Genomic DNA, 22,568 nt, shown 5'->3' with positions numbered 1-22,568 from the left:
CATCATCAGCAAGGGTTCAATCGTCAGGCATCCACGCCAGCCCCGAGGCTCCGGTTGATCTGCCCTCCACATCGCACCTATTGCATGATGGGACTTTATCGCCGCCCCTCGACCAAAGTTCCGGATGCTCGCAGGCAGGCTTGGAGTCCACGGCCTCGCTGCGGGGACGCAGGCTCGTGCTCGGCACCGAGGAATGGCTGGGCGACGAGCATATACCGCGGATTATGCGTTGCTGGAGCAAGAACTGCAGAGGGCGAACCTTGGTCCGGCAACGCAGATCCGGCTCGTGCCGCCGACGCCAGCTCAACTGTTGCGGTTGGCGGGGAACAGGAACGACGTCGAAGAAACGCTCGGGGGGAATCGTCCGGGACCACAATGGTAACGAGGCGAATTTTTTGTAGCTGCCGGTGAACGATGGCGAAGCTGGTCAGGAAGGCTCCCATTGGTCCCGATCTGCGTCGCTGCGGTCAGTCAGTCGCCTTGTCGTTCTTCAGGCCGTCAAGGTCGAAATCCTTGGGCAAGCGATGCGATTTCGAGCGTCGGGCTCGATTCACCGGTGGAGCTATGGCGAGGGCATTGAGACGTTGCGCTGGGCGAACTCCCTGGGAGCGCGGCCCCAGTTCACGTGCTGCCCATGATATTCGTCAATATACGTGCGCCAGCGAGCCGCCTCTCGGAAGGGGAGGCCGTGCAATCTTATGAAGGCGCCATGCATGGCTGCTCTGACCGACCTGTCAGGCTCTGCGAAGAAACACCTCCTGCTCCAGGCCTGGCGGTCCAATGCTGGCTATGTAGTCCAATCCGCGGATGGTCAATGTTGTCTCCGGCCGAATTTCGTTCGGGAGCACACCATGCAGCCGCATTCCTTCCTTAAAATCTTCGCTCGCCCACTGCTCACCATGCTCCCATCCTTGCGGAAGATACAACTCGAGTGCTGGCACCATAGGTTGCGATTGCGCCGGCTGGAACGCCGCGTCGGCCGTTGAATTCTCAAGATCCCATGACGACATCGAACTTAGCTGATTAACGCTGTCCGCCGGCGAATGGCCAGCGAACGCGAACATCTGCAGAAGCTCGGCAGTATCCAGGCTTTGGGTCGGCAGCCGCCCGGCTTGCTCGGCCTCGAGCCAAATGCTGTCGGGATCGACGTTCTGGTGCAGCGAGGGAACGGTCGCGTCGGGCTGATCGACGCTGTCCGTCGGCGAATGGCCGCCTGAAGTGATCATCTCCAGGAGCTTCGCCGTATCCAGACTCTCAGTGGGCAACAAGCCAGCCTGCTCCGCGCCCGACCAGATGTCCCCAGGATCGACAGCGTCCGACAGCCGGGGACCAACCGGATCCGGCTGAATGACTTCGTCTTCTGGCGAATGGCCAGGAGAAGCGAGCATCCCCCTAAGCTCTGCGGTATCGAGACTTTCGGTTGGCAGCTGATCAACCGGAGCCATACCGTCCTGACGCTCCGCCAAATTGTCGATCGTCTGCGAGAATGTCGGTTCGTCATCCAGGAGCCGCCGAAGCTCCTCCGGGTCGACACTTAAGATCGGCGAGCAGGCCAGAACATCATCTGCCAGCGCAGCTCCGTCCGTACCGGAAGTGCGCTCGGCATTGCGATATTCACGGATCATGCCGAGCCCGCGGATGAGGCTCTTATTGCTGGGAAACAGCTTATTTGCAAGCTCGAGAAGTGCGATGTGGTCTAGCTGATCAATCTCGAGGCTGCGGGCGGCGAGGGCCCCTGCAAACTTGACGAGATTCTTGACGGAGGCTTCGACGGCTTTCCTGGGGCGTTTACTGACGGCAGCCGCGTCCTCGATGAGACTCTTGTCTTTCGCGGAGGGAGGATAATCGAGTGGGGTGCGCCTTTCCAGGATAGCTGGGTCACGATACTCGAGAAGCACCTCAAGCGCGGACCTTATCTGCTTGTCGCCCTCGTGTGCTGCCTTGGCATGCGCAAGAAGCGCATGATGATCCAGCGCTGCAATTGTCAGTCCGCGGGCTTTTAGAGATTTCGCCAGCCTGTGAAAAGCCTTGTAATATATCTCGATTCTGTTGGGTATCCACGCCCGACGCGCGGCAGCTGCCTGGACGGCGCCGTCGATCAGGCTTTCATCCTCTTCGGAGAGAAAGTCTTGCCGCACTTGATCAGGATCACGATACTTTCGCAGCGCGCTCAATGCCGAAAGCAAACTCGCGGGCTCACCAAGAGACACTCTCGCGTGCGAGACCAAGGCCTCGTGATCGAGCCCGCCAATTGTCTTGCCCTGAGTGCCGAGATCATTTCCCAGGATACGAAGCGATCGGCCGTATTCGTAGATGGTACTTTTCTGCAGACCACCGCCGACAAAGCGGGTGAAGTTGTCGATGAGAGTACCGTCGGTCTCGGACAGGTGCGGATAGATATCCGCCGAAGGCACGGCGGCGTTGACGGGAGAAGGCTCTTTTCCGGAGGGAACAACATAGCGCCGGCGCGGGCCGTCAGGTGCATTGGTATTTAGATACCTATGAAGCGCTGTTAACGCAGGACCCATTGCTTTGTCACGCGCCATGAACTTGGCAGCGTGCGCTACCAGAGCGTCGTGGTCCAGTGCAGCAATCGTTTTGCCACAAGACCTCAGATCTTTTTGCAGTTTGAAAAGTGCCTCAGTATATCCCCGCGCAGTGCGTTGGCTTAGATTCCGGCGCGTCCGCTCTGCCTGGACCGCGCGCTCGATGACGCTTTGGATATTCGCAGGCGGCTCGCGAGGCGGGGTCTGGCGTACAGCCTCGGTCGCCTCGTGAGGCTCGCCGGCATTTGCCAATTGCCGCTCGAAGGCCTCCTGCGACGCCTCGCCTTCCTCACGATGTTCCGCGGCGGCCTGTTGTACCTGCATCAAAGCTGCCGGACTGGATGGGAAAGGATTATCCACGCTCACCTCACTCCGCAGATGGTGGCAGAACAGCTACGCCGGCAAGCTTGCGAGAAGCTGACGGCGCCTTCTGCCCGGCCACAAAAAGTGGCGTACCGATCCTTGTACTTGGTTTTCGTGGACGGGGCGCTGCAATCACCAGCGCCAGCACATTAGATCGCGCGATCTGCGGCCAGGGTGTCCTCAATGCCGCGGAGGCAGCGGCGCATCGTATTCGCCGCGGATGGATTTTCGTCGACCGCAAGCGCCTGCCGAGAAACCCACTATCTGCTTTGCTGCGCGTGAACCGTTGTAGAGTTGTCACAACTAAACTTAGGTTGGCATGGTAAAAGTGTCGTGGGAGGTTATCTTGATCAAAGATCCGCAGAGCGACGACGCTTGAAACGATGAGCGCCTCAGTGAAGAAAAAGAGAAATCATGTGAGGCAAACAATGTCGCTGCAGGACCGCTTGGCTGCGTTTGCAAGGAATCTTGTGGAAATGGCGGCGAGCATGCCAGAAGGCGCGGAGCGGGATAGTCTGATCAGGCGAGCCCGCACCGCGGAAATTGCAGCTGACATTGACGATTGGGTCTCCTCGGCTGGGCTTCAGCCGCCGACGCCATAGGGTCCGGAGCCTCTCCTCCCTCGAGGCTCCTCGAGGGCCCTGTGTCCAGCTCGGGCTCCTCTACGTCAGGCGCAACGTTTGCTGGGCTCTGATCCCTGAAGCCAACTTGACCGAAGGGCAGGGTGAGAGCCAGCTGCCCGTATCCGAAGAAAATAGGAACCGCCCCATGGCGCTCCCCAGATTGCAGAGCCTGTTCTTCACGCGCATCTTCTGGTCGCGCTGGAGCTTCGGCTCATGGTTGGCCCACCGCTCGAGCTGAAGCCTGGCTCATGGCTGCTACGGGAGGTCTGTTCGCCAAAAGACGCAAGCGTATCACGAGGAGGGCTGCGTAAACGGCTTTGCCGATGGACAAGCCGATCCAGATACCGACGGCACCGAGGCCAGTTTTCAAGCCGAGCACGTAGCTGACGGAAAGACCGATCAGCCAGTAAGCGATGCCTGCGAAAAACAGCGGCACGCGCGTGTCCCCTAAGCCGCGCAGGCCACCGGCTGCAATGCTCTGAAGTGCATCAGTAATGAGGAAGCTCGCTCCGACGAGGATGAGAGCTGCAGTCAGCTTGATCGTGGCGTCCGAATTGCTGGCCGACTGGTCGACGAACAGCTCGGCGACTTCAAAGCGCGTGCCGACCACCGCAATCGTAGCGATCGCCGCGATCAGGACTCCAAGCACCATGGCGGCGAAACCAGCCTCTCTGATACCTGATACATCGTTGCGGCCGAGTGCGTGTCCGATGCGCACGCTCACCGCCATTCCGATGCAAAACGGGATCATGAACAGGGCGGCTGCAACTTGGAATGCGATCTGATGGGCGGCAACCGCTGTGGTGCTGATCGCACCCATCAGGAGCGCCGTCGCAGAGAAAAGGCCCGATTCCATGAAAATCGTGACCGAAATCGGCGTGCCGACCACAAGGAACTCGCGCATCAATTGCCAATCGAACCGCCAAAGATATCGGAGCACCTGGTAGTCGCGAAAAGGACGACAGCATGCAACGAACCAAATACCGGCCAGAAAGGTCCCACTGTTCACCAGGCTCGTCGCAAGGCCGGCTCCGAACAAGTCAAGCTGCGGCAAGCCGAATTTGCCGGTGATCAACAGATAGGCCAGCAGTGCGTTGGTCGGAATGGCCGCGAGCGTGATCCACAAGGCCGGTGCCGGGCGATCGACCGCTGCCATGAAACTGCGGATCGCCAAAAACCACAGCGCCGGCAAGATACCCCAGGTGAGCCCAAGCAGATATTGCTGAGCTAAGCGCGCGATAGCTGGCTCGTGGCCAAGCGCAAGCACGATTTGTTCGCCTCGCACCGGCAAAATCACGATCGGCGCCCATAGAACGAGTGCAATCCATAGCCCCATGCGCAGCGATCTCCGTACTAGGGCTGGGTTTGCCGCGCCACGTGCTTGCGCCGCGAGCGGCCCTACTGCCGAGATCACGCCGGCTGCGAAGGTCAGGCCAACCGATAAGATCATACCGGCGAGCGCGGCAGCCGCGAGCGCCTCGGTGCCGATGTGGCCGATCCAGGCCAGATCCGTCGCCATCATCGCGATCTGTGCAAGCTGCGTGAGTGCGATCGGGGTCGCGAGTGTCGCTGTTGCGGCGAGTTCGCCACTGAGGTGGTGGCAAGCCTCCCATTTGGCCAATCTGTGAGCCCAGGACGATCGGTGCGTGGCGTCCCCAGTCTTTCTCATCGAATGCCGCCGCTCCGGATTGCGCGCTTCAAGCAATCGACCCGCTGATGCGAAATTCGCGCGATCACGGCCGCGTCATCGGCACTCTCATTGTTGATAGCATATTCTCAATCGATGACGCCCCGCTCAAAAATGGTGAGAGCATTTTGGCCAGGAAGGCAGTCGCTGTTCTGAGCGCTGTGCTTGCGGCGTCGACTGTCTCGCTTCAGACGCCGCTTGTTTCAACCGCAACGACAGAACGTGCGCAGCGAGTGAATGCCGCGAGATGCGCGTCATTCCCCAATAGAAAACTGTCAAGCGGATTTGGCATGTGGGTTGCTTGGAAGATGCGAGAAGATCATGCGGCCATGATGTTTCTCGAGCAACACATTCGGGTTTTCAGATGAATCGGTTAGTGTCAGAAGTCTCTGCAGGTGCGCTCTACAGCGCGCGCTCCTGCATGGCGACGTTTGTTACCTTCAGGTCGCGTTCCGAACGGTCACCATCCACCCCCTCCAATGAGCCCGGCTTGAGCTCTTCTATCGGTCATCTCGGGCGAGCAGCCGTTCACTTGAAGCTGAGCGACAACGACACATCGCGGCTTGCGCTGGCAGATGATTGAGCTGATGCAGGATAATTGGGATCCTGAGCAATTATTCAGGCAACGGGACGAGCTCAGGGTCAAGTTGCTTCGTGCCCAATCGGTCATAGCCGAATGTAAGGCAGAATTGGCGGAGCTCGAGCGGAGACTTGACTGTCTATCAGTGTCGGCGCCAACCGATGAACGCCAGCAGAGATCTGCGGCAGACACTGCGGCGCGTAAGGCGCGGCCGCGCAAATCTTGGAGCGTCAATGATCCTGTCGACCCGCAGGCTGCCACGTTCACGAGTCGATCCTGGGACCGTTAAATGCAACGGACGTTCGTGAACCCGGAGGCTCAAAGCCTCCAATATCTATCGTGTTGCGAACCGACTGCCGAATGGATGTCAAGATGCGGCTCTTCTGTCGGCGTCGCTTTTTGTTGTTCGCGGTGCTTTGGCCGGCGGACGCGCTTTTGATTGGTCACGCTGACAGAGGACGTATCGTCCGCGGTTCCGATGGGACACCATATTTCCGGATAGGGCGCTCACGCGGAGGTGTTCAATCTCTTTGTTAGAGAGCTAAAGCCAGAGTGCTTAATCGGCCGTGATCGCTCGCCAAGATCAAGGCACGTCACGCCCCCGTGATCGGGGAAGCGACCAGCCTCATTTGGCTCCGCCTGGATGTTGATGAGAGTTGTTTGGACAATGTTCCTCAGGGTTCTTGAGCGGGGGCTGATAATGGCAATTGCCTGAACTCGCGGATGCTAAAAAGAGGGGTCGAGGAACGTCGAAAGCCATATGCGGACAGCGATTTCGTCAGCTTCTCGAAAGCTTGTACGAATACGAACTAACGTGGATAGGCTTCGAGGTGAGGTTTGTGCGTGGACTCGCATGATTTCGACGCTCTGGTTCTGCAGTTTCAGCACCGATACAGAACGCCGATCTGGAAGAGCAGCAAGCTCGGGCCGAACAAGACGCGTTTGAGCAACAGCTGGATGCAGCGCGGATGGCCGATAGCGGCGCCTTCACCGGCATCCCGGCCGCAAACCGTCGGCCAATGTGTCTGGTACGGATCGCGATTACATTTGGGCCATGATGGAGGGCGTCAGCAAGCGCCGAAAGCTGTCACACGCGTCGACTGAGAAGCATACTCAGATGCTCTACAAGGTGGCAGCTTACTCGGGCGAGAGAGGCCAATCGCTCGAAAGAAGTGATAACAAGACGTTGAGTGAGCTTTCTGAGAGGGTGTTCAAGAAGAACAAGCATGTAGGTGTTGCAGTGCGGGCTCTCCAGGAGCCGCGCGGCGGGGTTGGAAAGCGTAAACGTGGCCCGCCTGCTGGGCGCATACGTTGCGCGTCTTCGGCAACCGCCGGGCGTAGACCTGTTGCCCCTACCGAGGCTGATGCTCCGCTTATCGAAAGAATTATAGAAGAAGTTGTCAATACAAAGCATTGGGCGTCGCCTACCGTCCTGCACCATCGCACGATGCTTCGCAAACTGTCGAACAGTCTGAGGGTCCGCGGCAGACCATTGCTGGAACGAGCGATGCCGCCTTGTCCAAATTTATCGAACAAGTCTTTCCGAAGAACTGGAGGAGCTTTAGATGAGGATGCATTTGTAGCGCAGAGTATGTTCCCTCTCGGCACGTGATCAGCTCTCAGTTCATGACCGAAAACGTCGATGGCGGATTGCAGGCTGATTTTTGTAAGTCTTCCTACCTAGGTCGCAGGTGTGACCCGCGCGCAAGCCTCTCTCAGCTATGAGCTGATCGGCGAAATCGCGTGCCCTTGCAGGGCCGTTCATCGCTCCTTGCAGCAATGCTGCTGCGAGCAGCTCTGCAGCCTCTGCGTCTTACAAATGTCATCTTACGCGGCGAGTGAGGCGAGCCGCGGCGGATCGGTTCGCGTGCGCAAGTGTTAGGCCGCATCGTTCCACGCGGCAAAGAGACGAGGTCGATGAAACAGCCTTTTCGAGCATGCAGTCTGTTATCCATCATTGCCTGCATCATTCTCTGTCCGGCCGCCAACGCGCAAGATCGTCGCGCCGTTACCGAACCTATTGCACCACAGACGGTGTGCGACCGGCCCGTGCCGTCCGGCAAGCAAGATACGGTCACCTTGCAAGATGCCATCGACCAATGTCCGTCGGGGGCCGCCGTATATTTAGGGCGGGGCGAGTTCCGGTCGGGTCCGCTCGAAATGAAATCGGGCGTGACGTTATGGATCGGACGAGGCGCCAAGCTCATCGCCATCCCCCAACCAGCTGCTTACGATAAGGGCCGCGGACAGTGTGGTCGCATCTCCGGCAAGGGCGATGGTTGCCGGCCGTTCATTAGCTTTTCCAAAACCCGTGGCGGCGGTATCTACGGGGACGGCATCATCGACGGTCAAGGCGGTGCAACCATGGTCGGGAGCGCCGAGACCTGGTGGCAACTGGCCCGCCGCGCCCAAGTCGAGGGCGGCAACCAAAATGCCCCGCGCTTGATCCAGATCGATCATGCGCAAGACATCACGTTCACGGGTGTCACCTTGCGCAATGCACCTAATTTTCATATCGCGATGAACCGGGTCGAAGGTGCCACTTTTTGGGGCCTCACGATCGATGCCCCAGCGGACGCCCGCAATACCGACGGTATCGACCCTGGCGCGAGCCAGGATGTGACCATCACCCGCAGCTTCATCCGAACGGGAGACGACAACGTCGCTATCAAGGCTGGCGATAATGGCTCAAGCAGCCATATCTCCATCATTGATAACTATTTCGGCTGGGGGCACGGCATGTCGATCGGCAGCGAGGTGAATTCCGGGGCCAGCGACATACTGGTGCGTAATCTGACGCTGGATGGAACGACGTCTGGTCTGCGCATCAAGAGCGATGTCAGTCGAGGTGGCCTGGTCGAGCGCGTGACTTATGAAAACGTGTGCCTGAGGGGCAACCGCTGGCCGCTGGCGTTCGATGCGAAATACGATCCGCGCGCGCAGGGCTCGAGGATTCCGGTCTATCGGCAGATTGTTCTGCGCCATGTGCGTGGCGACGATGGCGCACTGGTGATGCGCGGCGTAGACGAGCGGCATGTCCTTGACGTGAAACTCGAGGATGTCCGATTCGCCAGTTCCGCGATCTGGCAGCTCGAACATGCAAAGGTGACCGCCGATCACTCTGACGTGTCGCCGCCGCTGCCGGGGCAAGCTGCAGAGACGTTGTCGCGCGGATCGGACACTTGTTCTAGGGCATTCCGAGACGCTAACCGCTAGGCGCTACGAGTCCGGCGCCGGCAGGGGAGAGCCCGCATCGATAGGCTCGAACTGGCGAGATTGCGGAAGGTGAGCCTGATGGCCCGCGCCCGTTGCGCGATTGGTTTGCAAGGGCTGACATCGCCAGAGTTACGCACAGGTTCTGGTTCGGCGAGGAAAGTATCGACCATCCGCGAGGCTATAGCGCGGCGGTGCGTTACATCGACTGCATCGGACGCGCCGCAAACGCCACCAAGGGGAAGATCAAATGCGAATGTTCCTGACGTCTGCCGCGCTTCTGGCTGGATGTTTCTGCATCCCGGCAGCATACGCCGAGGCAATATCGGTGTCGCATGCCGCAAACGCGGACTATCGCTCCGTGCAGGAAGCCGTCGACGCGTTGCCGGCGCAAGGCGGGGAAATTCGGATCGCGCCGGGGACCTATCGCGAGAAGGTCAAAACCTCCAAATCCGGTATTCATATCGTAGGGACTGGCGGCAAACCGGAGGATACGGTCATTGTGTATGGCGACGGCGCAATCAATGCGGGAGGAACCGCGCGTTCGGCTACACTGAATGCCGCTGGCGATGACGTCCGGATCGAAAATCTGACCATCCAGAACGACTACGCGCTCAATCCAACCAATCCTCCATCGCAAGGAGTAGCGCTGTCCGTTACGGGAGACAGGGACGTCATTACGCGCGTCCGCCTGCTCGGCGCTCAGGACACGCTGTTTGCCGGCAAGGGGCCGAACGGCCGAATGTCACGACAATACTTCTCGGAGTGCTACATCGAGGGGCATGTCGATTTCATATTCGGCAACGCCAAGGCCTACTTCCGGAACTGTGAGTTGCATGGCATCGCCAATCAGGCCGTCGTGTATACTGCCCAGAGCAAAGAGGTGGCGGAGGAGGACAGTGCTTACGTCTTCGATCATTGCAGGCTGACTGCCGAGCCCACTGCGCGCTACGTTGCGCTTGGCCGGCCTTGGCGTCCGTATGCCACTGTGGTCTTCCTGTCGACGAAGATAGATGTACCCATCATCGCGGAAGGCTGGCGTGAATGGGATCCGGGCAAGACCAACGCGTTGAGGACGAGCTATTATGCTGAATACAAATCCTCAGGAATCGGGGCCAATCCCTCTGGCCGCGAGCCTCACTCCCATCAACTGACGGATCGCGAAGCTGTGAGATGGTCATTGAAGGTGTTCTTCGGGGGTGCCACAGATTGGCTGCCGAGCGAGCCGTCGGAATGAAACAGAAGTCGAGCAACGCCGATATCTGGATCGGCGCTCCGCCGTCTGGTTCTACGCTTGCCGCGCAAGGCTCTCGGCCGATGACCGACGCCATCAGGCAGGAATTAAGCCTACTGCAGCCAAAGCCCGCTTCACAGCTTCAGGCCGTGGTCGTTGAGCACCTTGTCTCTCAGGGCGCCCTTGATCTCGCGGGCAATTTCCTTGCGAACCGCGGCACCCAACTCTACCTTCGCGTCCTCGACAAGGTCCGATCCGACCCCGATCAAACCTTTGTCGGTGAGCTGTTGCTGCAGCCGGCTGGCGAACTCCGTCCCCATTGCAGCAATGAGCTCGTCGTGCGCCGTGGCATGGTCTTTGGGTGCGATGTGACGCACAACGTCGTCCCAAGGTTGCCAGTTCACCGCCAAATAGTCGGCGAATTCCGCCGCCTCCTTGTCCCGCAAGGATGTCTCTGCGCTATCAACGTCAGCGTCGGTGACGCCGGAGACTTCAAAGAAGCGCATGTCCGGCGCGACGTGTTGCAATCCCAGCCGCTCGCGGAGTTTATTTTGGTAAGCAAGAAAAACCTCAATGGCGTCGATGCCTTCGGCGTTGTTGCCCGAGCTTAGCGAGCGAACCTTCTCGCGCGCAATTTTCTCCAGCGCGTCCAGGCGGAACATGACCCGCCCCAGATCGATGAGATCGGGAAGCCGGGCCTTGTTGTTATAGGCGCCGTTCTCGACGTCAGCGATGAGGCGTGCGGTCTGCATGCCGTTCCAGGTCAAAGTTCTGCGATCCTCGCAGCTCTGGTTGGCGTCCAGGGCCAGTTGAAAATAGCGCTTGCACAATTGCGGGTTTAACGCCGCCTGCCGCAGATCATTGGCGACCGACTGGCGGAATTCGTCATTGTCAGAGTTGACGGATCCTCGCAGCTTGTCGAGGAAAAGCGCATATTCCTGGGCGCCCGGCTCTTCTTCAAAAGTCTGCCAGGCCGCCAGCACCTCATTGTCGCCCTCCTTCGGATTGCCCGTGAGCCAGCCCGCGACTGTTTCAGTGAGAGCTTCGACCTGCTCGTCGTCTGTTCCGGACAGTTCACTTACGTCCTCGCGCGAAAGCTGGACGGTCGGACCGCCGTAATCATCAGCGCCCAAAATTGTATCTAAATTCGTCAGCACTTGCTCAGGAAGGGGATTGTCAACCAGAACGATACTGGCATCAGCGCCCAATCGCGTCAGCAGATCCTCGGGCAGACTCGTCAACTGGTTGTCGCTGGCGTCGAGAAATCGGAGCGTAGCAGGGAGGGCCTCCGGCAGACCCGTCAATCGGTTGTCGCTGACATCGAGAAAATGGAGCAAAGCTGGAAGGACCTCCGGTAGGCTCGTCAGCTGATTGTGGCCGATGTCGAGAAATCCCAGCGGCGCAGGGAGGAGTTCGGGCAGGTTTGTCAATTGATTGTAGCTGCCGTCGAGAAACTGCAGCGCAGCAGGTAGCACCTCAGGCAGGCTTGTCAGCCGGTTAGAGCTCGCGTCGAGCCCTGTGAGCTCGGTTGGAAGCGCAGGGAGGCTGGTCAGTTGATTGGCACTGACGTTGAGACGCCGGAGCGAAGCAGGGAAGTCATCGGGCAGACCCGTAAGCCGGTTGAAGGGAATATCGAGCACGACGATATCATCCGGAAGCCTGGGCAAACCAGTCAGGAAAAGCGATTCGAGATCCAGTGTGGGGGCCTCACCCCGAGCATTCACTCGCCTGACCGCTTCTTCGCGATCCTCAAGCGGTCCCACCTCAGGTTCAGCAGCCCAATTCTCAAGCGCCTGATCCTCGTTAGCCTCCGCATGATCTGAATCTGCAGCTGCGTAGCCCGCCGCTATTCCCCGCCACTGCGCCGCGGTCTCGTTTTGCTGGCCCTCTTGTTCGGAAGATGCGGAAGGCATGCCGCCGTGGCGTTGAACCTGTCCTGCCTCAAAAGGATCCATCCTACTCCCCCTAAAGACTGAGCAGACTCAGTCCACGACTACGCATTTGAGAGCCTAGGGCATTTAGCTTTCGATAAGCTGACATAGCCTGTCGACGCTGACAACGATGGCAACGCAGCTGCCGGCACCATCGTCGCTACAACGATTGGAACGGTGGCGGATAGGCAAGGCGGTAGCGGCTTCGCTATAGAGCGCAACGACGACCAGCAGAGCCGTTTCGGTCGAGTAGCGAGAAATGAAGGACGGCAGGCGGTCCGAAGCGCCGAGTTCACGCCCGACATTCTCAGATGCCTAGGCAGTGCTGCCGAACTGGTCATTGCGAAGCTTGAGCGGTTCACCCGTAAGCTGGATTGCTTTGCTCACCCCGTGGCAAACGAGCGACCCTGAGGGTTGCAGCGATACTCGTCAGCTAATCGACAGGTAAGCCTGCTAACGGGAGAACGTTGCCCGTAAAAAAGTCCTGCCGGACTTATCTGGTCAACCAAATGACCGCAAAACTCGCAGCCGTATCGATCGATTTGCCGCGCTAGGGCTTGTACGAACCCGTGCCTACTTAAGTCGGACGGGGACGCAGCGCACGTATAGCGGTGATCGAGTGACATTCGCGCTGTGCAACCGCCTGTTTCGCAATCTTGAGAGTATTCTTGATTCTGGAATGGAGAAATTGAGGGACGCGGGGCAGGCACAGTGGAGTGCAGGTCCTTCCTCGGGGCTTTCCGAAGGGGCGGACCAGGAAAGCTACCTCGGCGGCTTCAACCGCGCCGTGGCGAATTTGGTCGAAACCGTGACGGGCTATCGGACCGCGGCTTCCGCGCGCGCGCAGATGCTGGACAATTGGGTTGTCGAAGAGGGGCAGGGCGAAACCGAGAATCGGCGGCAGGGGCGCACACGAATCAGGAATACGGAGAACACAGGCTCACGCTTGCTCGACTTATCGTGGCTCTCGCTGACCACTCTGCCCAGCGCCCTTCCGCCAAGGTTGCTGGAACTGCGCGCCCGGCACAACGAGCTAAGCAGCCTGCCCGCTATGTTGACGCCCGGTCTCCAGCGTCTTCTCATCAGCCATAATCGCTTGACCAGTTTGCCGGATGGTCTTCCGGCGACCCTCTCTGAGCTGGAAGTCGCTGACAATAGATTGTCCAGCCTGCCGGTAGATCTTCCGGTTGGGCTCGAGATCCTGAATGCGAACGACAACCAGCTAACCAGCCTGCCGGACACTCTCCCGAGCGGGCTCACCTCGCTCGCGCTCGGTCGCAATCAGTTGACCGATCTGCCCGAGTCCCTCCCGTCGCGGCTCATTGAACTCAATGTGAGCAGCAATCAATTGGCCAACCTGCCTGATCCACTTCCGAGCACACTCCAAAGTGCTCGCAGAGCGCGGCCTCGAACTGTAAGTCCCAAGCGGCCGACAGATTTGTCATTGCTCCGTGGCATTACAACGCTCGTCCATGGCTTTTCAAGGTGCTTTGCCAACGAAAGCTGAGAATCCCGGAAAAGAGAACCGTTCAATGCGGTGGAGGGCAGCTTGAGCCGCGCGAAGGTGACAGCAGAACGACGCTTGCCATAATCAGAAGAATACCAGCGTAGACAGCAGCAGATTGAGGGCGTGCTCCGTCTGAAGCGTATGCGTGACGCTTGTCGGGTTGTGGATGTATGACAGTCCTGCGCTCGCATAGATACCCGGAGCGAGATGAGCAGTATATGTGCCCGTGATCGCTAGGGTATCGCGATGCGCAAGCTGACCTTTAGCCAAGGCCGCATCCACGGCGAATTTGCTCCAGGTCGTGTTGCTGGCGACAAGAGCAATCAGATCCTGGGGGCGACAATCAAACGGCCCTTTCGTATAAAGACGAAGCTCGTAATACTGGCTGATTCTGTTGAGGTCAGGCGGAGCTCCCATGATAGAGAATCCGCCATAGAGTCCGCGAGACGGCGACCTGACGGCATCAGCTTGCCAGAATTGCCGGTCCGCAGCGATGTAATGGAAATTGTTGCCGCTCACTCGCTGTTGATTCGGGTCCGCCAAATTCTTGTAGCGGCTGGTGTTGAAACCAGCGCCGGCCCGCAGCCATGTGTCGGGCGATCCAGGAGCGGCCTTGCTCCTGTAGCCGATTTCATCGATGAGAAGCGTGCCCGCATTGGCCGTGCTCCAGTCCACGCCTGCGGGATTCTGTCTTATCTCGGCATAGGGACCGTCCGGGCTGATCGAACGCTGCACTGAAATCTTGTTGTAGAAACGATCGTCAAAATTGTACTTCAGGTTGACCGCCGGCGTGGGCGTAGCATTGGTACTCACCCCTGCCTGGATCAAGGCGAACATGTTCGATCCGGTCATCCCTCCGAACAATGTGCCGGTAAACTCATTCTGGTTTCTCAGGTAACCAAATTTGAGTTCGAGCTTCCTGCCGAGAAAAGTCTGGTAATAGGCGAGCGTGTTGAGCCCCACTCTGTCAGGCCCCGGGCGATCCCACGTCCAGTATTGCTGCTCGGCTCCGACGACAATCTGGCCATCGGGAATGCCAAACCGGGTGAGATCGTACGTGACGATCAAGAAGTTCGCCGAAGCGAAGGTCGGGTTCTGCCCCATGTAAAGCTGGTTTGCGATTGGGCTTCTCGCTGCATTTGGCAGCTGATTGTCTACAAACGTGTTATGTGTCCAGCCGATATAACCAATGCCGACATCAGCCAGCGCGGACCTAACGCCGCCATTCTCCTGATCAATCGTATCTGCAGGACCAGGTATCGCGAGCCACAGTCCTTTTTCACGTAGATTGTCGTACCTGGCGAAGGGGCCGATTGGTTTTTGCGTTCGCGTATGAGCAGATCTATCCACATTGTTGCGCCTTTCGGCAGGCATGTCGGCACGTACAGCTGACCGTGGATGCCGAGGCTGGACGACTTGACGTATCACACCGGTCCGCGACTTTGTCGCCGGACTGGAAGCTCGTCTTATTTTGCTGGCCTGATCCACAGTGTCGTTTCCGGAATCGAACTCGTCACCGGTTTGCGCCAACGCGGAGTTGCCGAACAGGCAAGCCGCCAGCGAAACTGCGATATATCGTTTGCCGGTTGGCCGAAACGGGAAAGCAGATGCCAAGGCGGCCGAAGACGTTAGAAACGATGTCGCCGCAAGAAACCAATCACGCATGCGCTCTTCAGATCCGTGTCAGCCAGTCATGATTGGAAAGAACGCCGGCCTGATTGGCCGAGAGTGGCATCTCAACATTCTCGTTCCCGAGGAGGGAGCAGATGAGCTGCTCCGCGATTGACTTGCGCATCAGGCCGGGGCACCGCAAAAGAGCAGCGCGTTTTGGTGTGGCGAAAGGCTGAGACCCTCGGTCTCACCTTCTGACAACAGCCTCGCTGCTCGCCATGCGACAGATTGGGCTGGCGTTGGGGGGACCTTGCTGGAAGAACCCTTTGACTGACGATGTGGCAGGCGCCAGCAAGCAAATCTCGTGAGCCTCGATGCATGGGCTCATGGCGTTTTGTGATGTCGTTGGGCCAGACAATCGACAGGATATGGAACTCGCCGTCCCTGGAATGTATGCGCTCGCAGATCGCGCGACGACGCCCGTCATGGACGTCCCAAGTGAATGGACGAAACAACCTTCGAACCACTTTGGTGGCGGCGGGCGCGCAACAGCTCCATTGAAATAGTTGGGGCGTCCAAATCTGTCTTGCATTGCGGGTCCTTCACTTGCGCGACCTTCGTTGGTCCCGCTTGGCATGTGCCCGTGATCTCGATCAACCTGCTGAGATTGGTAGTTGATCATGCGCAATAACTGCCCTCCGAATGAGGGATTGCGGCTCAGCCGTCGCTCTTAAGCGGCCCGTCTTGAGTAAAGCTGCGCGTCAGGCGGCTCTAGTCAAACACGCTTTCGGAAACGAGTTTGTTTGCATTCGGCAGGCACCAAGAAAGGGAAATCAGAAAGGTTGTTATGGATGAGGGCAAAATACTGCACGATCGGCGGCGAAGACGAGAACCGATGTTCGCCGCCAACGCTATGATACAGGAGCCCGGCACAAAGCCACTCCGTGGGCACACGGGCGCCTCACAGGAAGCAGATGGGCGAGCGGACGAGGAGGTCCGCGAAGTATGACATTATCGGCAGTCGAGATCGCTGGAGCGCGCGGACACCGCAAGCGCTCGGATCGACGAAGCGAGCCGGCCGAAAGAAGAATGCTGGACGAGGGGCGATGTTGATGATTGACGATGCGGTCGCTTCGGATTTGCAACCGCTGTTGAGAGGGCGGTCTCGACGCATTGTCCGGGTTTTGGTGCTTCTCCTTGTCCTCGTCGGTTCCAGTGCTGCTGTCGCCTGGTTTTGGGCTGACCTCGGGGAGTTTGTCGTGACGCCGGAAGCTCACCAAGTCACTTCAATCATGAGGTCGTCACTGGATGACAAAGCTTCCTTGTCCGAGGTAAAGTGGGCACAGCTGAAGGCTAGCGATGAGATCGCAGAACTGAACCGCAGGGTCGATGCCGCGCGGAATGACCTCAAAGGGATCCTGGATCAGATCAGCGTGCTGACTTCGCAGATCGAGTCGCTGCGGAATTCAATGCCTGGCGCCTCTACGCCCTCCATTTCTGCCCCATCATCGGCCCAAGCTGCTTCGAGCCGAGCCAAGAAACGCCTTGGGCAATCCACACCACAAGGACCTGTTTCCGTTGGGGGCGCGCCAGTGATCGCAGCACCTACGGCAAGCGCACCTTGATGTCTCGATCGGCTACAGGCTTGGCCATAACCCCAACCGTGCCCACGGTTTGCACCCGCATTTGCGATGCAGCTTGCAGACCTAAGGGCCGCGACGGCGCCGGGCTTTCCGGAGGCCAGGGTTCGCTTCCTTGAGGTATTATTGCCAGGTGGGCAGAGTGCGTCTCGCATAGCGGTCCTGAACGGCAAATCCGCGGGACAAGTGTTTGTAGTCAGATCATTGCCGTTGACGCACTGTCTGAAGTGATGGTGATCGCGCTCCGATGCCCCTTCGAGAGCCGCACAAGATGAGGCCGATGTACTACTGAAGCGCTCCGCAGAACCGCGCAATCTGCGTCTCTCGTCAACTCGGGTGCCGCTTCCAGTAGGCCTAAACAGAAGCCGTCAAGCTCCACAACAGGACTATTTCTCTAGGAAGAATATCATACTCGTCGCTTGAGGTCGTCCCGACAAGGGGGCGACTCGAGTTTGCGGCCTCAGTTTGGAATTGATTGCTACGCCTCATAATGACTATCTCGCCTGGCTGCCACAGGCGCTCCGCCGATTGCTCCTTGGCCATTCGCGTTGATATTGTGGATCTGCTCACATACGTAGCTTGTTAATAGGGTATGCGGTCGAGGTGAGCGTCGAACGCGGCAGCAACGGCGCGAATGACAAAACGGTGCTTCTGCTTGACCCGGATAAAACCCTGTTGGATGTCCAGTATCCCGTCTTCGGCAAGCGCTTCCAGGCGGTCGGCTGAATCAAGAAAAGGAATTGGATCAAATCCGTGGGCGACGCAGATTGCCGCCACATCGGCCTGCAAGTCGCACATCAGCCGCTCGATGATTTCGGCCCGAAGGCGATCTTCGGCGGTGAGGCAGTGGCCCTTTAAGGTTGCCAGATGGCCAGTACTAATCTGCCGGCAATAGGAACTTGTTGCCGTCTCGTTCTGGACGTAACCGTCACGCAGACGGCCGATGGCTGACGGACCAAGGCCGATCACCGTTTTACACGTATCGGCCGAATAGCCCAGCGAGTTGCGGCGCAGCCGGCCGGTTTTCTGCGCGTGCGCGAGTTCGTCGTCCGGGAGGGCGAAATGGTCGAGCCCGATTTGGCGATATCCGGCGGAGACCAGCGTATCTGCCATGGCTACAGCTTGCTCGGCGCGCGCAACATTATCGGGCAGCGCCGCCTCGTCGATCTGGCGCTGACGTTTCATGTAAGAGGGAACATGGGCATAGCCGAACACCGCAAGGCGGTCGGGCCGCATAGTCAAAGCCGTCTGCGCTGAGTTCACGCAGGATTGCACGGTCTGATGCGGCAATCCGAAGAGCAGGTCGAAATTAATACGGCTTATTTCATGCTGGCGAAGGCGTTCGACGACAAAAGCGACCTGCGCTTCGCTTTGGAGACGGTTGACCGCCCTTTGAACTACGGGATCGAAGCTTTGTACGCCGATGCTCGCGCGGCTGACGCCCGCTACTCCCAAGGTTTCCGCCATCTCGGCCGTGAACGTGCGTGGGTCGATCTCGACGGCGAGCGCGGTCGATTTGCTGAACGCGAAGCAGCGGCGCAAAAGCTCCATCAGAGCCAAGAAATCGGCCGGTGGGATGGTAGTCGGCGTGCCGCCGCCAAAATGCAGGTCGCTCATTGGAAGACCGTGAGGCGTTTGCTCTGTGACCAGACGAATTTCCTCACGTACCGTCAGCAGGTAATTGCGAATCGACCGCTCGCTGTGAGTGAGGCTTGTTGGGAAGCCGCAATACCAGCAGATCGACCGGCAGAACGGAACGTGAAGGTAGACCGATACGGATTCGTCTGGCGGCAGCCGCCGCAACCACGCCTCACAGGTCGTGGCGCCGACCGCAGCAGAGAAATCCGCTACCGTTGGGTAGATGGTGTACCAGGGCAGGCGAGCATCGCAATACTTGTTCAAGAGTGAGGTCTGCAACGCTTACCTTTCCGCGCTGATACGCTATCAGGCTGACGGATATCCTCTGCTCTGTCTTTGCTTTAAGTCAAAAAACACTGCCCTGATTCCTGAAGCTCGAGACCCTTCTTTGATGTAGCTGCCAGGACAGCCTGCGAACTGGGAGCGGTGAGAAAGTCAGGCGCCAGCCATCATTTGCACCCGGTAAGAGAACAAATGGCTCACATGAGCTCGGCCGCCCGAGCTCGATCCGCCCAATCATTGTGCGCAGGAACAATCATTCATCGGAGCGCACATTGTCTGCATTCTCCAACGCAGGGGCTTTTGTACGTTGCCGGCGGCGAACCAGTCGACCTCAACCTTTCAAGGTGTTTTCGGTGGAAAAGCTGATGTGGATGCCCCAGGCGTTCGATCGAGTCAGGAAATCACGCTAAATCCGGTTGGTAGTCCGCGCCACGCTGGGCCGGCAGCACAGGGCCAATTGGCCAGGAGGGCTCATGAACCTGAAAGCACCCGCGGCGGGCGCCGCGCATCAGCCTATTCTCAATTGCCCGAACTGCAATCATGAGATTCACCTCACCGAATCTCTTGCTGCTCCCCTGATCGAGGAAACTCGCCAACATTTTCAGCGACAATTGGCGGACAAGGATGCCGAGGTCGCCCGCAAGGCCGAGGCCTTGCGCCATGAGCAGGAGCAACTGGCGAGACAACGCGAACAGATCGAGGATCAGGTGGCCGCGCGCCTGGCGGCCGAGCGCACCGAACTCGTCGCCATGGAAGCGAAGAAGGCTCGGCAGGCCGCGGCGGCCGAGCTGCTGGCAAAAGCTGCCGAAGCGGCCGAGCTTCGTCAAAGCCTGGAGGCCAACAATGCCAAACTTGCTGAGGCGCAGCAGGCGCAGGCCGAACTGATCCGCAGGCAACGTGCCCTTGACGAAGAGAAACGTGAACTCGATCTGACCATCGAAAAGCGCGTGCAGGCCTCAATCGCGGATATCCGGGCCAAAGCCAGGCATGAAGCGGACGAAGCCGCCCGCTTTCGAGTGCTCGAGAAGGATCAAACGATCGAATCCATGGCGCGGACGATCGAAGAGTTGAAGCGCAAGGCTGAGCAGGGCTCGCAGCAATCTCAGGGCGAAGTGCTTGAGCTCGAGCTCGAAGAGCTGCTTCGCAGCCGTTTTCCCACTGATACAATCGAGCCGATCGGCAAGGGAGAGCTGGGTGCGGACGTGGTCCAGCAGGTCAACGGTTCAATCGGTCATCCTGCGGGCCTCATCCTTTGGGAAACCAAGCGTACGAAGGCATGGAGCGACGGCTGGCTCGGGAAACTGCGCGACGACCAAAGGCGGTGTGGCGCAGATGTGGCTCTCATCATTTCACAGGCGCTGCCGAAGCACGTCGAATTTTTCGATCTGATCGACGGAATATGGGTTGCTCATCCCCGCTGTGCTGTTGCGGTCGCGATCGCGCTCCGTCAGGGGCTGATTGATTTGAGCAGTTCGCGCCTGGTGCAGCAAGGCCAGCAAACCAAAATGGAGCAGGTGTACCGGTATCTGACCGGCACCAGGTTCCGCCAGCGGGTAGAAGCTGTCGTTGAAAAATTCAACGACATGCGAGAAGATCTCGACAAGGAGCGCAAGTTCATGGGCCGCCAATGGGCCAAGCGCGAGACGCAAATCCTCTCTGTCATCGAATCTACCGTTGGCATGGTTGGTGACCTTCAGGCGATCGCCGGCAAGGCGATGCCGGAAATCCCGAGCCTCGATGCACCGCTGCTGGAATGCTCGGCCCAATCGGAACGCAAAGCTTCATAATCAAAAGCGACGCGGAGTTGGCTCCTTTCAGCTTGATTTCCCGCATCCCGTTCGAACTGACAGGTGGGCGTGCTACCGCCGCTGGGCTCGCGCAATAGCTTCTTCCACACGCTTGCACGTATTGGTGGAGAAAGCGCCAGCGGGTCTCGGCGTCGATGTTGTTTTCTTGCGGCAGAAAGGCTCGTCGAGGAGCGATAGTCGTCGCTTCTCGCCGCGGTTATGCCTGCCATTGAAGCTAGACAATCTGCCGCATCTTTGTCGGTCAGGCCTGTTCAACTTGCGCAGACGGGATCTGAACCCATTTGCAATGGTTTCCGCGACTTGGGCGGGAATTACTTTCGGAAGCGATACAGTGTTCCGAGTTGCCTAGTCGTGCAGGATAAAATGGTACACGCGAACGAGGACCGGGAAGAATTTGGCGCGGCGCCTCCGCGAAGATGCATCGAGCAGAAAGCTCTTCTGGCTGGGATTTCAGACAAGGAGTCCCGGTTGATGAAACTCAGGGTGCGAGATCGTACAACGTGACGCAGCGTGAGGTTCAAGAGCCGTCGAACCGGCGTGAAAAATATTTTGCACTCCACGTCATAAGTATGGATGAGCCTCAATTCCGCCACGCCGCTTGTCTCATTGCGCCAAGCATCGTCACGGATGTACTGATGATGTTGGGGCTGCCCCGGCGCACTTCCAACCCCGGCAGGTGCGTCGGGGCGCTTTAATTCGGTCCCGCCGTTGTGAGCGCTGCGAGTTCACCAATTCCCAACCAGGCTGCAGGCTGTGCCGGAATCGCAAAGAGCGGGCATTGTCACCCTCCGCGCTCGCTGGCGCGTCCAGGTCCGACGATACGCATCTGTTCTGCTTCAGGGCATTAGGTCGACGTTTTGGAACCGTTCCGGCTGTCGTCATGAGCCTGATGATCGCAACGAAAGCCCCCAGCAAAGGCAGATCGAACAGCTTTTAGGTGCGAACCAACTGCACGCCGGCAATGAGAAGAACCGCCACGAGCATCAACCTGATAGCTGTTTCGCTCAGCCATTTCAGGCCGACAACCGTTCCTGCGACGGCTCCTCCTAGTGCAGCGATTGCGTAAGTAGCCGAATCCGAACACGGAAGCTGGCCTGTGAGAAGAACTCCGACGAAGCCCACTGTGGAGTTCGCTAGGATGAACGGAGGCGACAGCAGGGTGACTTGCCTGGCTGACGCCCACTTCAATGTCATGAGCGCGGGCGCCAGGAATACTCCGCCGCCCACGCCGGTCAGACCAGAAACCAACCCGATGATCGCCCCAATGCTTACGCTTCCCCAGAGCGGAGTTTCGCAAACACGATGGGCAACGCTCCCACGCCGAACAATCATCACAGCGCTCGCCAAAATGAGCACAAGACCGGTCAACGTCCTGTAAACGTGCTCCCCGAGCACCAGCAAGCTGCCGGCAAGTGCTGCCGGCATTGATGACAATAGAAGCGGCCGGAGCGTTATCCAGTCGATGACTTTGTTGCGGTTTAAGAACCACGTGGAATAACTCGCGACAACAATGTTGAGGCCAAGCGCCGTCGGGCGCATCTCTGTAGAAGGCAAGCCGGAAAACGCCATGAGCGCTAGGAACGCGGTTCCACCCGCCTGACCAACCATTGCATAGAGGAGCGAGATAATTGCGAAGAACAGAGAAAGCATACTTCATCTACCCTGCGAAAAGTTCTTCGCCTGCCTTGCACCTAGCTCCATGGAGTTCGAATTTGTCTTTCCACGAGGGAAGAAGTCCAAGCGAGCGCTTAATCGGAGGCCGCGCCGCACCTGGCACCGGCTAAGGTTGCCAGACGATTGCCATTTGTGGGTCGGCTTCTTCAATTGCCAGCCTTGGTACTTGACCAGGATGTGAAAGTGGTACGCCAGCGCCTGGCTGTTTGAAAGGCGCTTGGGGGGGCGCCG

The 22,568-nt window shown here is 58.5% G+C and carries 12 protein-coding genes; 6 read left to right on the top strand and 6 right to left on the bottom strand.

Annotated features, from left to right (window positions below; translation table 11 throughout):
• Positions 1-734 precede the first annotated feature (734 nt).
• Positions 735-2,906: a hypothetical protein gene (locus ALC15_RS06905; RefSeq protein WP_128089455.1), complete on the bottom strand. Its 2,172-nt coding sequence runs from the start codon at positions 2,904-2,906 to the stop codon at positions 735-737.
• 837 nt (positions 2,907-3,743) lie between these two features.
• Complete coding sequence (locus tag ALC15_RS06895; RefSeq protein WP_050626621.1) at positions 3,744-5,153, bottom strand: MATE family efflux transporter; 1,410 nt, start codon at positions 5,151-5,153, stop codon at positions 3,744-3,746.
• A 95-nt stretch (positions 5,154-5,248) separates the two neighbouring features.
• On the opposite strand from ALC15_RS06895, the gene ALC15_RS45415 reads away from it, so the two are divergent.
• The 3 genes from ALC15_RS45415 to ALC15_RS06875 all read left to right on the top strand — a co-directional run bounded on the left by ALC15_RS45415 (position 5,249) and on the right by ALC15_RS06875 (position 10,249).
• Positions 5,249-5,587: a hypothetical protein gene (locus ALC15_RS45415; protein WP_050626587.1), complete on the top strand. Its 339-nt coding sequence runs from the start codon at positions 5,249-5,251 to the stop codon at positions 5,585-5,587.
• Positions 5,588-7,716: 2,129 nt separating this feature from the next.
• A complete protein-coding gene (locus tag ALC15_RS06880; protein ID WP_050626585.1) occupies positions 7,717-9,015 on the top strand; it encodes a glycoside hydrolase family 28 protein in 1,299 nt (432 codons plus the stop codon).
• Positions 9,016-9,262: 247 nt separating this feature from the next.
• Positions 9,263-10,249 carry a pectinesterase family protein gene (locus ALC15_RS06875; RefSeq protein WP_050626584.1) on the top strand — a complete coding sequence of 329 codons (987 nt, stop codon included), beginning with the start codon at positions 9,263-9,265 and terminating at the stop codon, positions 10,247-10,249.
• Positions 10,250-10,380: 131 nt separating this feature from the next.
• Here ALC15_RS06875 and ALC15_RS06870 read toward each other — a convergent pair whose 3' ends face one another.
• Positions 10,381-12,201 carry an NEL-type E3 ubiquitin ligase domain-containing protein gene (locus ALC15_RS06870; protein WP_050626583.1) on the bottom strand — a complete coding sequence of 607 codons (1,821 nt, stop codon included), beginning with the start codon at positions 12,199-12,201 and terminating at the stop codon, positions 10,381-10,383.
• 595 nt (positions 12,202-12,796) lie between these two features.
• Between ALC15_RS06870 and ALC15_RS06865 the strand changes: the two genes are divergently transcribed.
• Positions 12,797-13,684 (top strand): leucine-rich repeat domain-containing protein, encoded by an 888-nt coding sequence (locus ALC15_RS06865; protein ID WP_244485964.1) that lies wholly within the window; start codon positions 12,797-12,799, stop codon positions 13,682-13,684.
• An 84-nt stretch (positions 13,685-13,768) separates the two neighbouring features.
• Here the strand turns inward: ALC15_RS06865 and ALC15_RS41585 are convergent, their stop codons facing one another.
• Positions 13,769-15,349: a carbohydrate porin gene (locus ALC15_RS41585; protein WP_094193717.1), complete on the bottom strand. Its 1,581-nt coding sequence runs from the start codon at positions 15,347-15,349 to the stop codon at positions 13,769-13,771.
• A 1,052-nt stretch (positions 15,350-16,401) separates the two neighbouring features.
• On the opposite strand from ALC15_RS41585, the gene ALC15_RS41580 reads away from it, so the two are divergent.
• Positions 16,402-16,920, top strand: coding sequence for a hypothetical protein (locus tag ALC15_RS41580; RefSeq protein WP_094193716.1), 519 nt, complete (start codon positions 16,402-16,404; stop codon positions 16,918-16,920).
• A gap of 597 nt (positions 16,921-17,517) precedes the next feature.
• On the opposite strand, the gene hemN is transcribed toward ALC15_RS41580, so the two are convergent.
• Entirely contained in the window at positions 17,518-18,852 is a 1,335-nt protein-coding gene (gene hemN, locus ALC15_RS06850) for an oxygen-independent coproporphyrinogen III oxidase (protein ID WP_050626582.1), read from the bottom strand.
• 476 nt (positions 18,853-19,328) lie between these two features.
• On the opposite strand from hemN, the gene ALC15_RS06845 reads away from it, so the two are divergent.
• Positions 19,329-20,642, top strand: coding sequence for a DUF2130 domain-containing protein (locus ALC15_RS06845; protein WP_050399852.1), 1,314 nt, complete (start codon positions 19,329-19,331; stop codon positions 20,640-20,642).
• Between the two features lie 954 nt (positions 20,643-21,596).
• On the opposite strand, the gene ALC15_RS06840 is transcribed toward ALC15_RS06845, so the two are convergent.
• The gene (locus tag ALC15_RS06840; protein ID WP_050399851.1) at positions 21,597-22,313 is read right to left on the bottom strand and encodes a sulfite exporter TauE/SafE family protein; all 717 of its coding nucleotides are present in this window, start codon (positions 22,311-22,313) and stop codon (positions 21,597-21,599) included.
• Positions 22,314-22,568 lie beyond the last annotated feature (255 nt).

The sequence above is a fragment of the Bradyrhizobium viridifuturi genome (assembly GCF_001238275.1).
Taxonomy (GTDB): Bacteria; Pseudomonadota; Alphaproteobacteria; order Rhizobiales; family Xanthobacteraceae; genus Bradyrhizobium; species Bradyrhizobium viridifuturi.
Note: the sequence above shows the minus strand (reverse complement) of the source record. Positions and strands in the feature narration are given on the sequence as shown.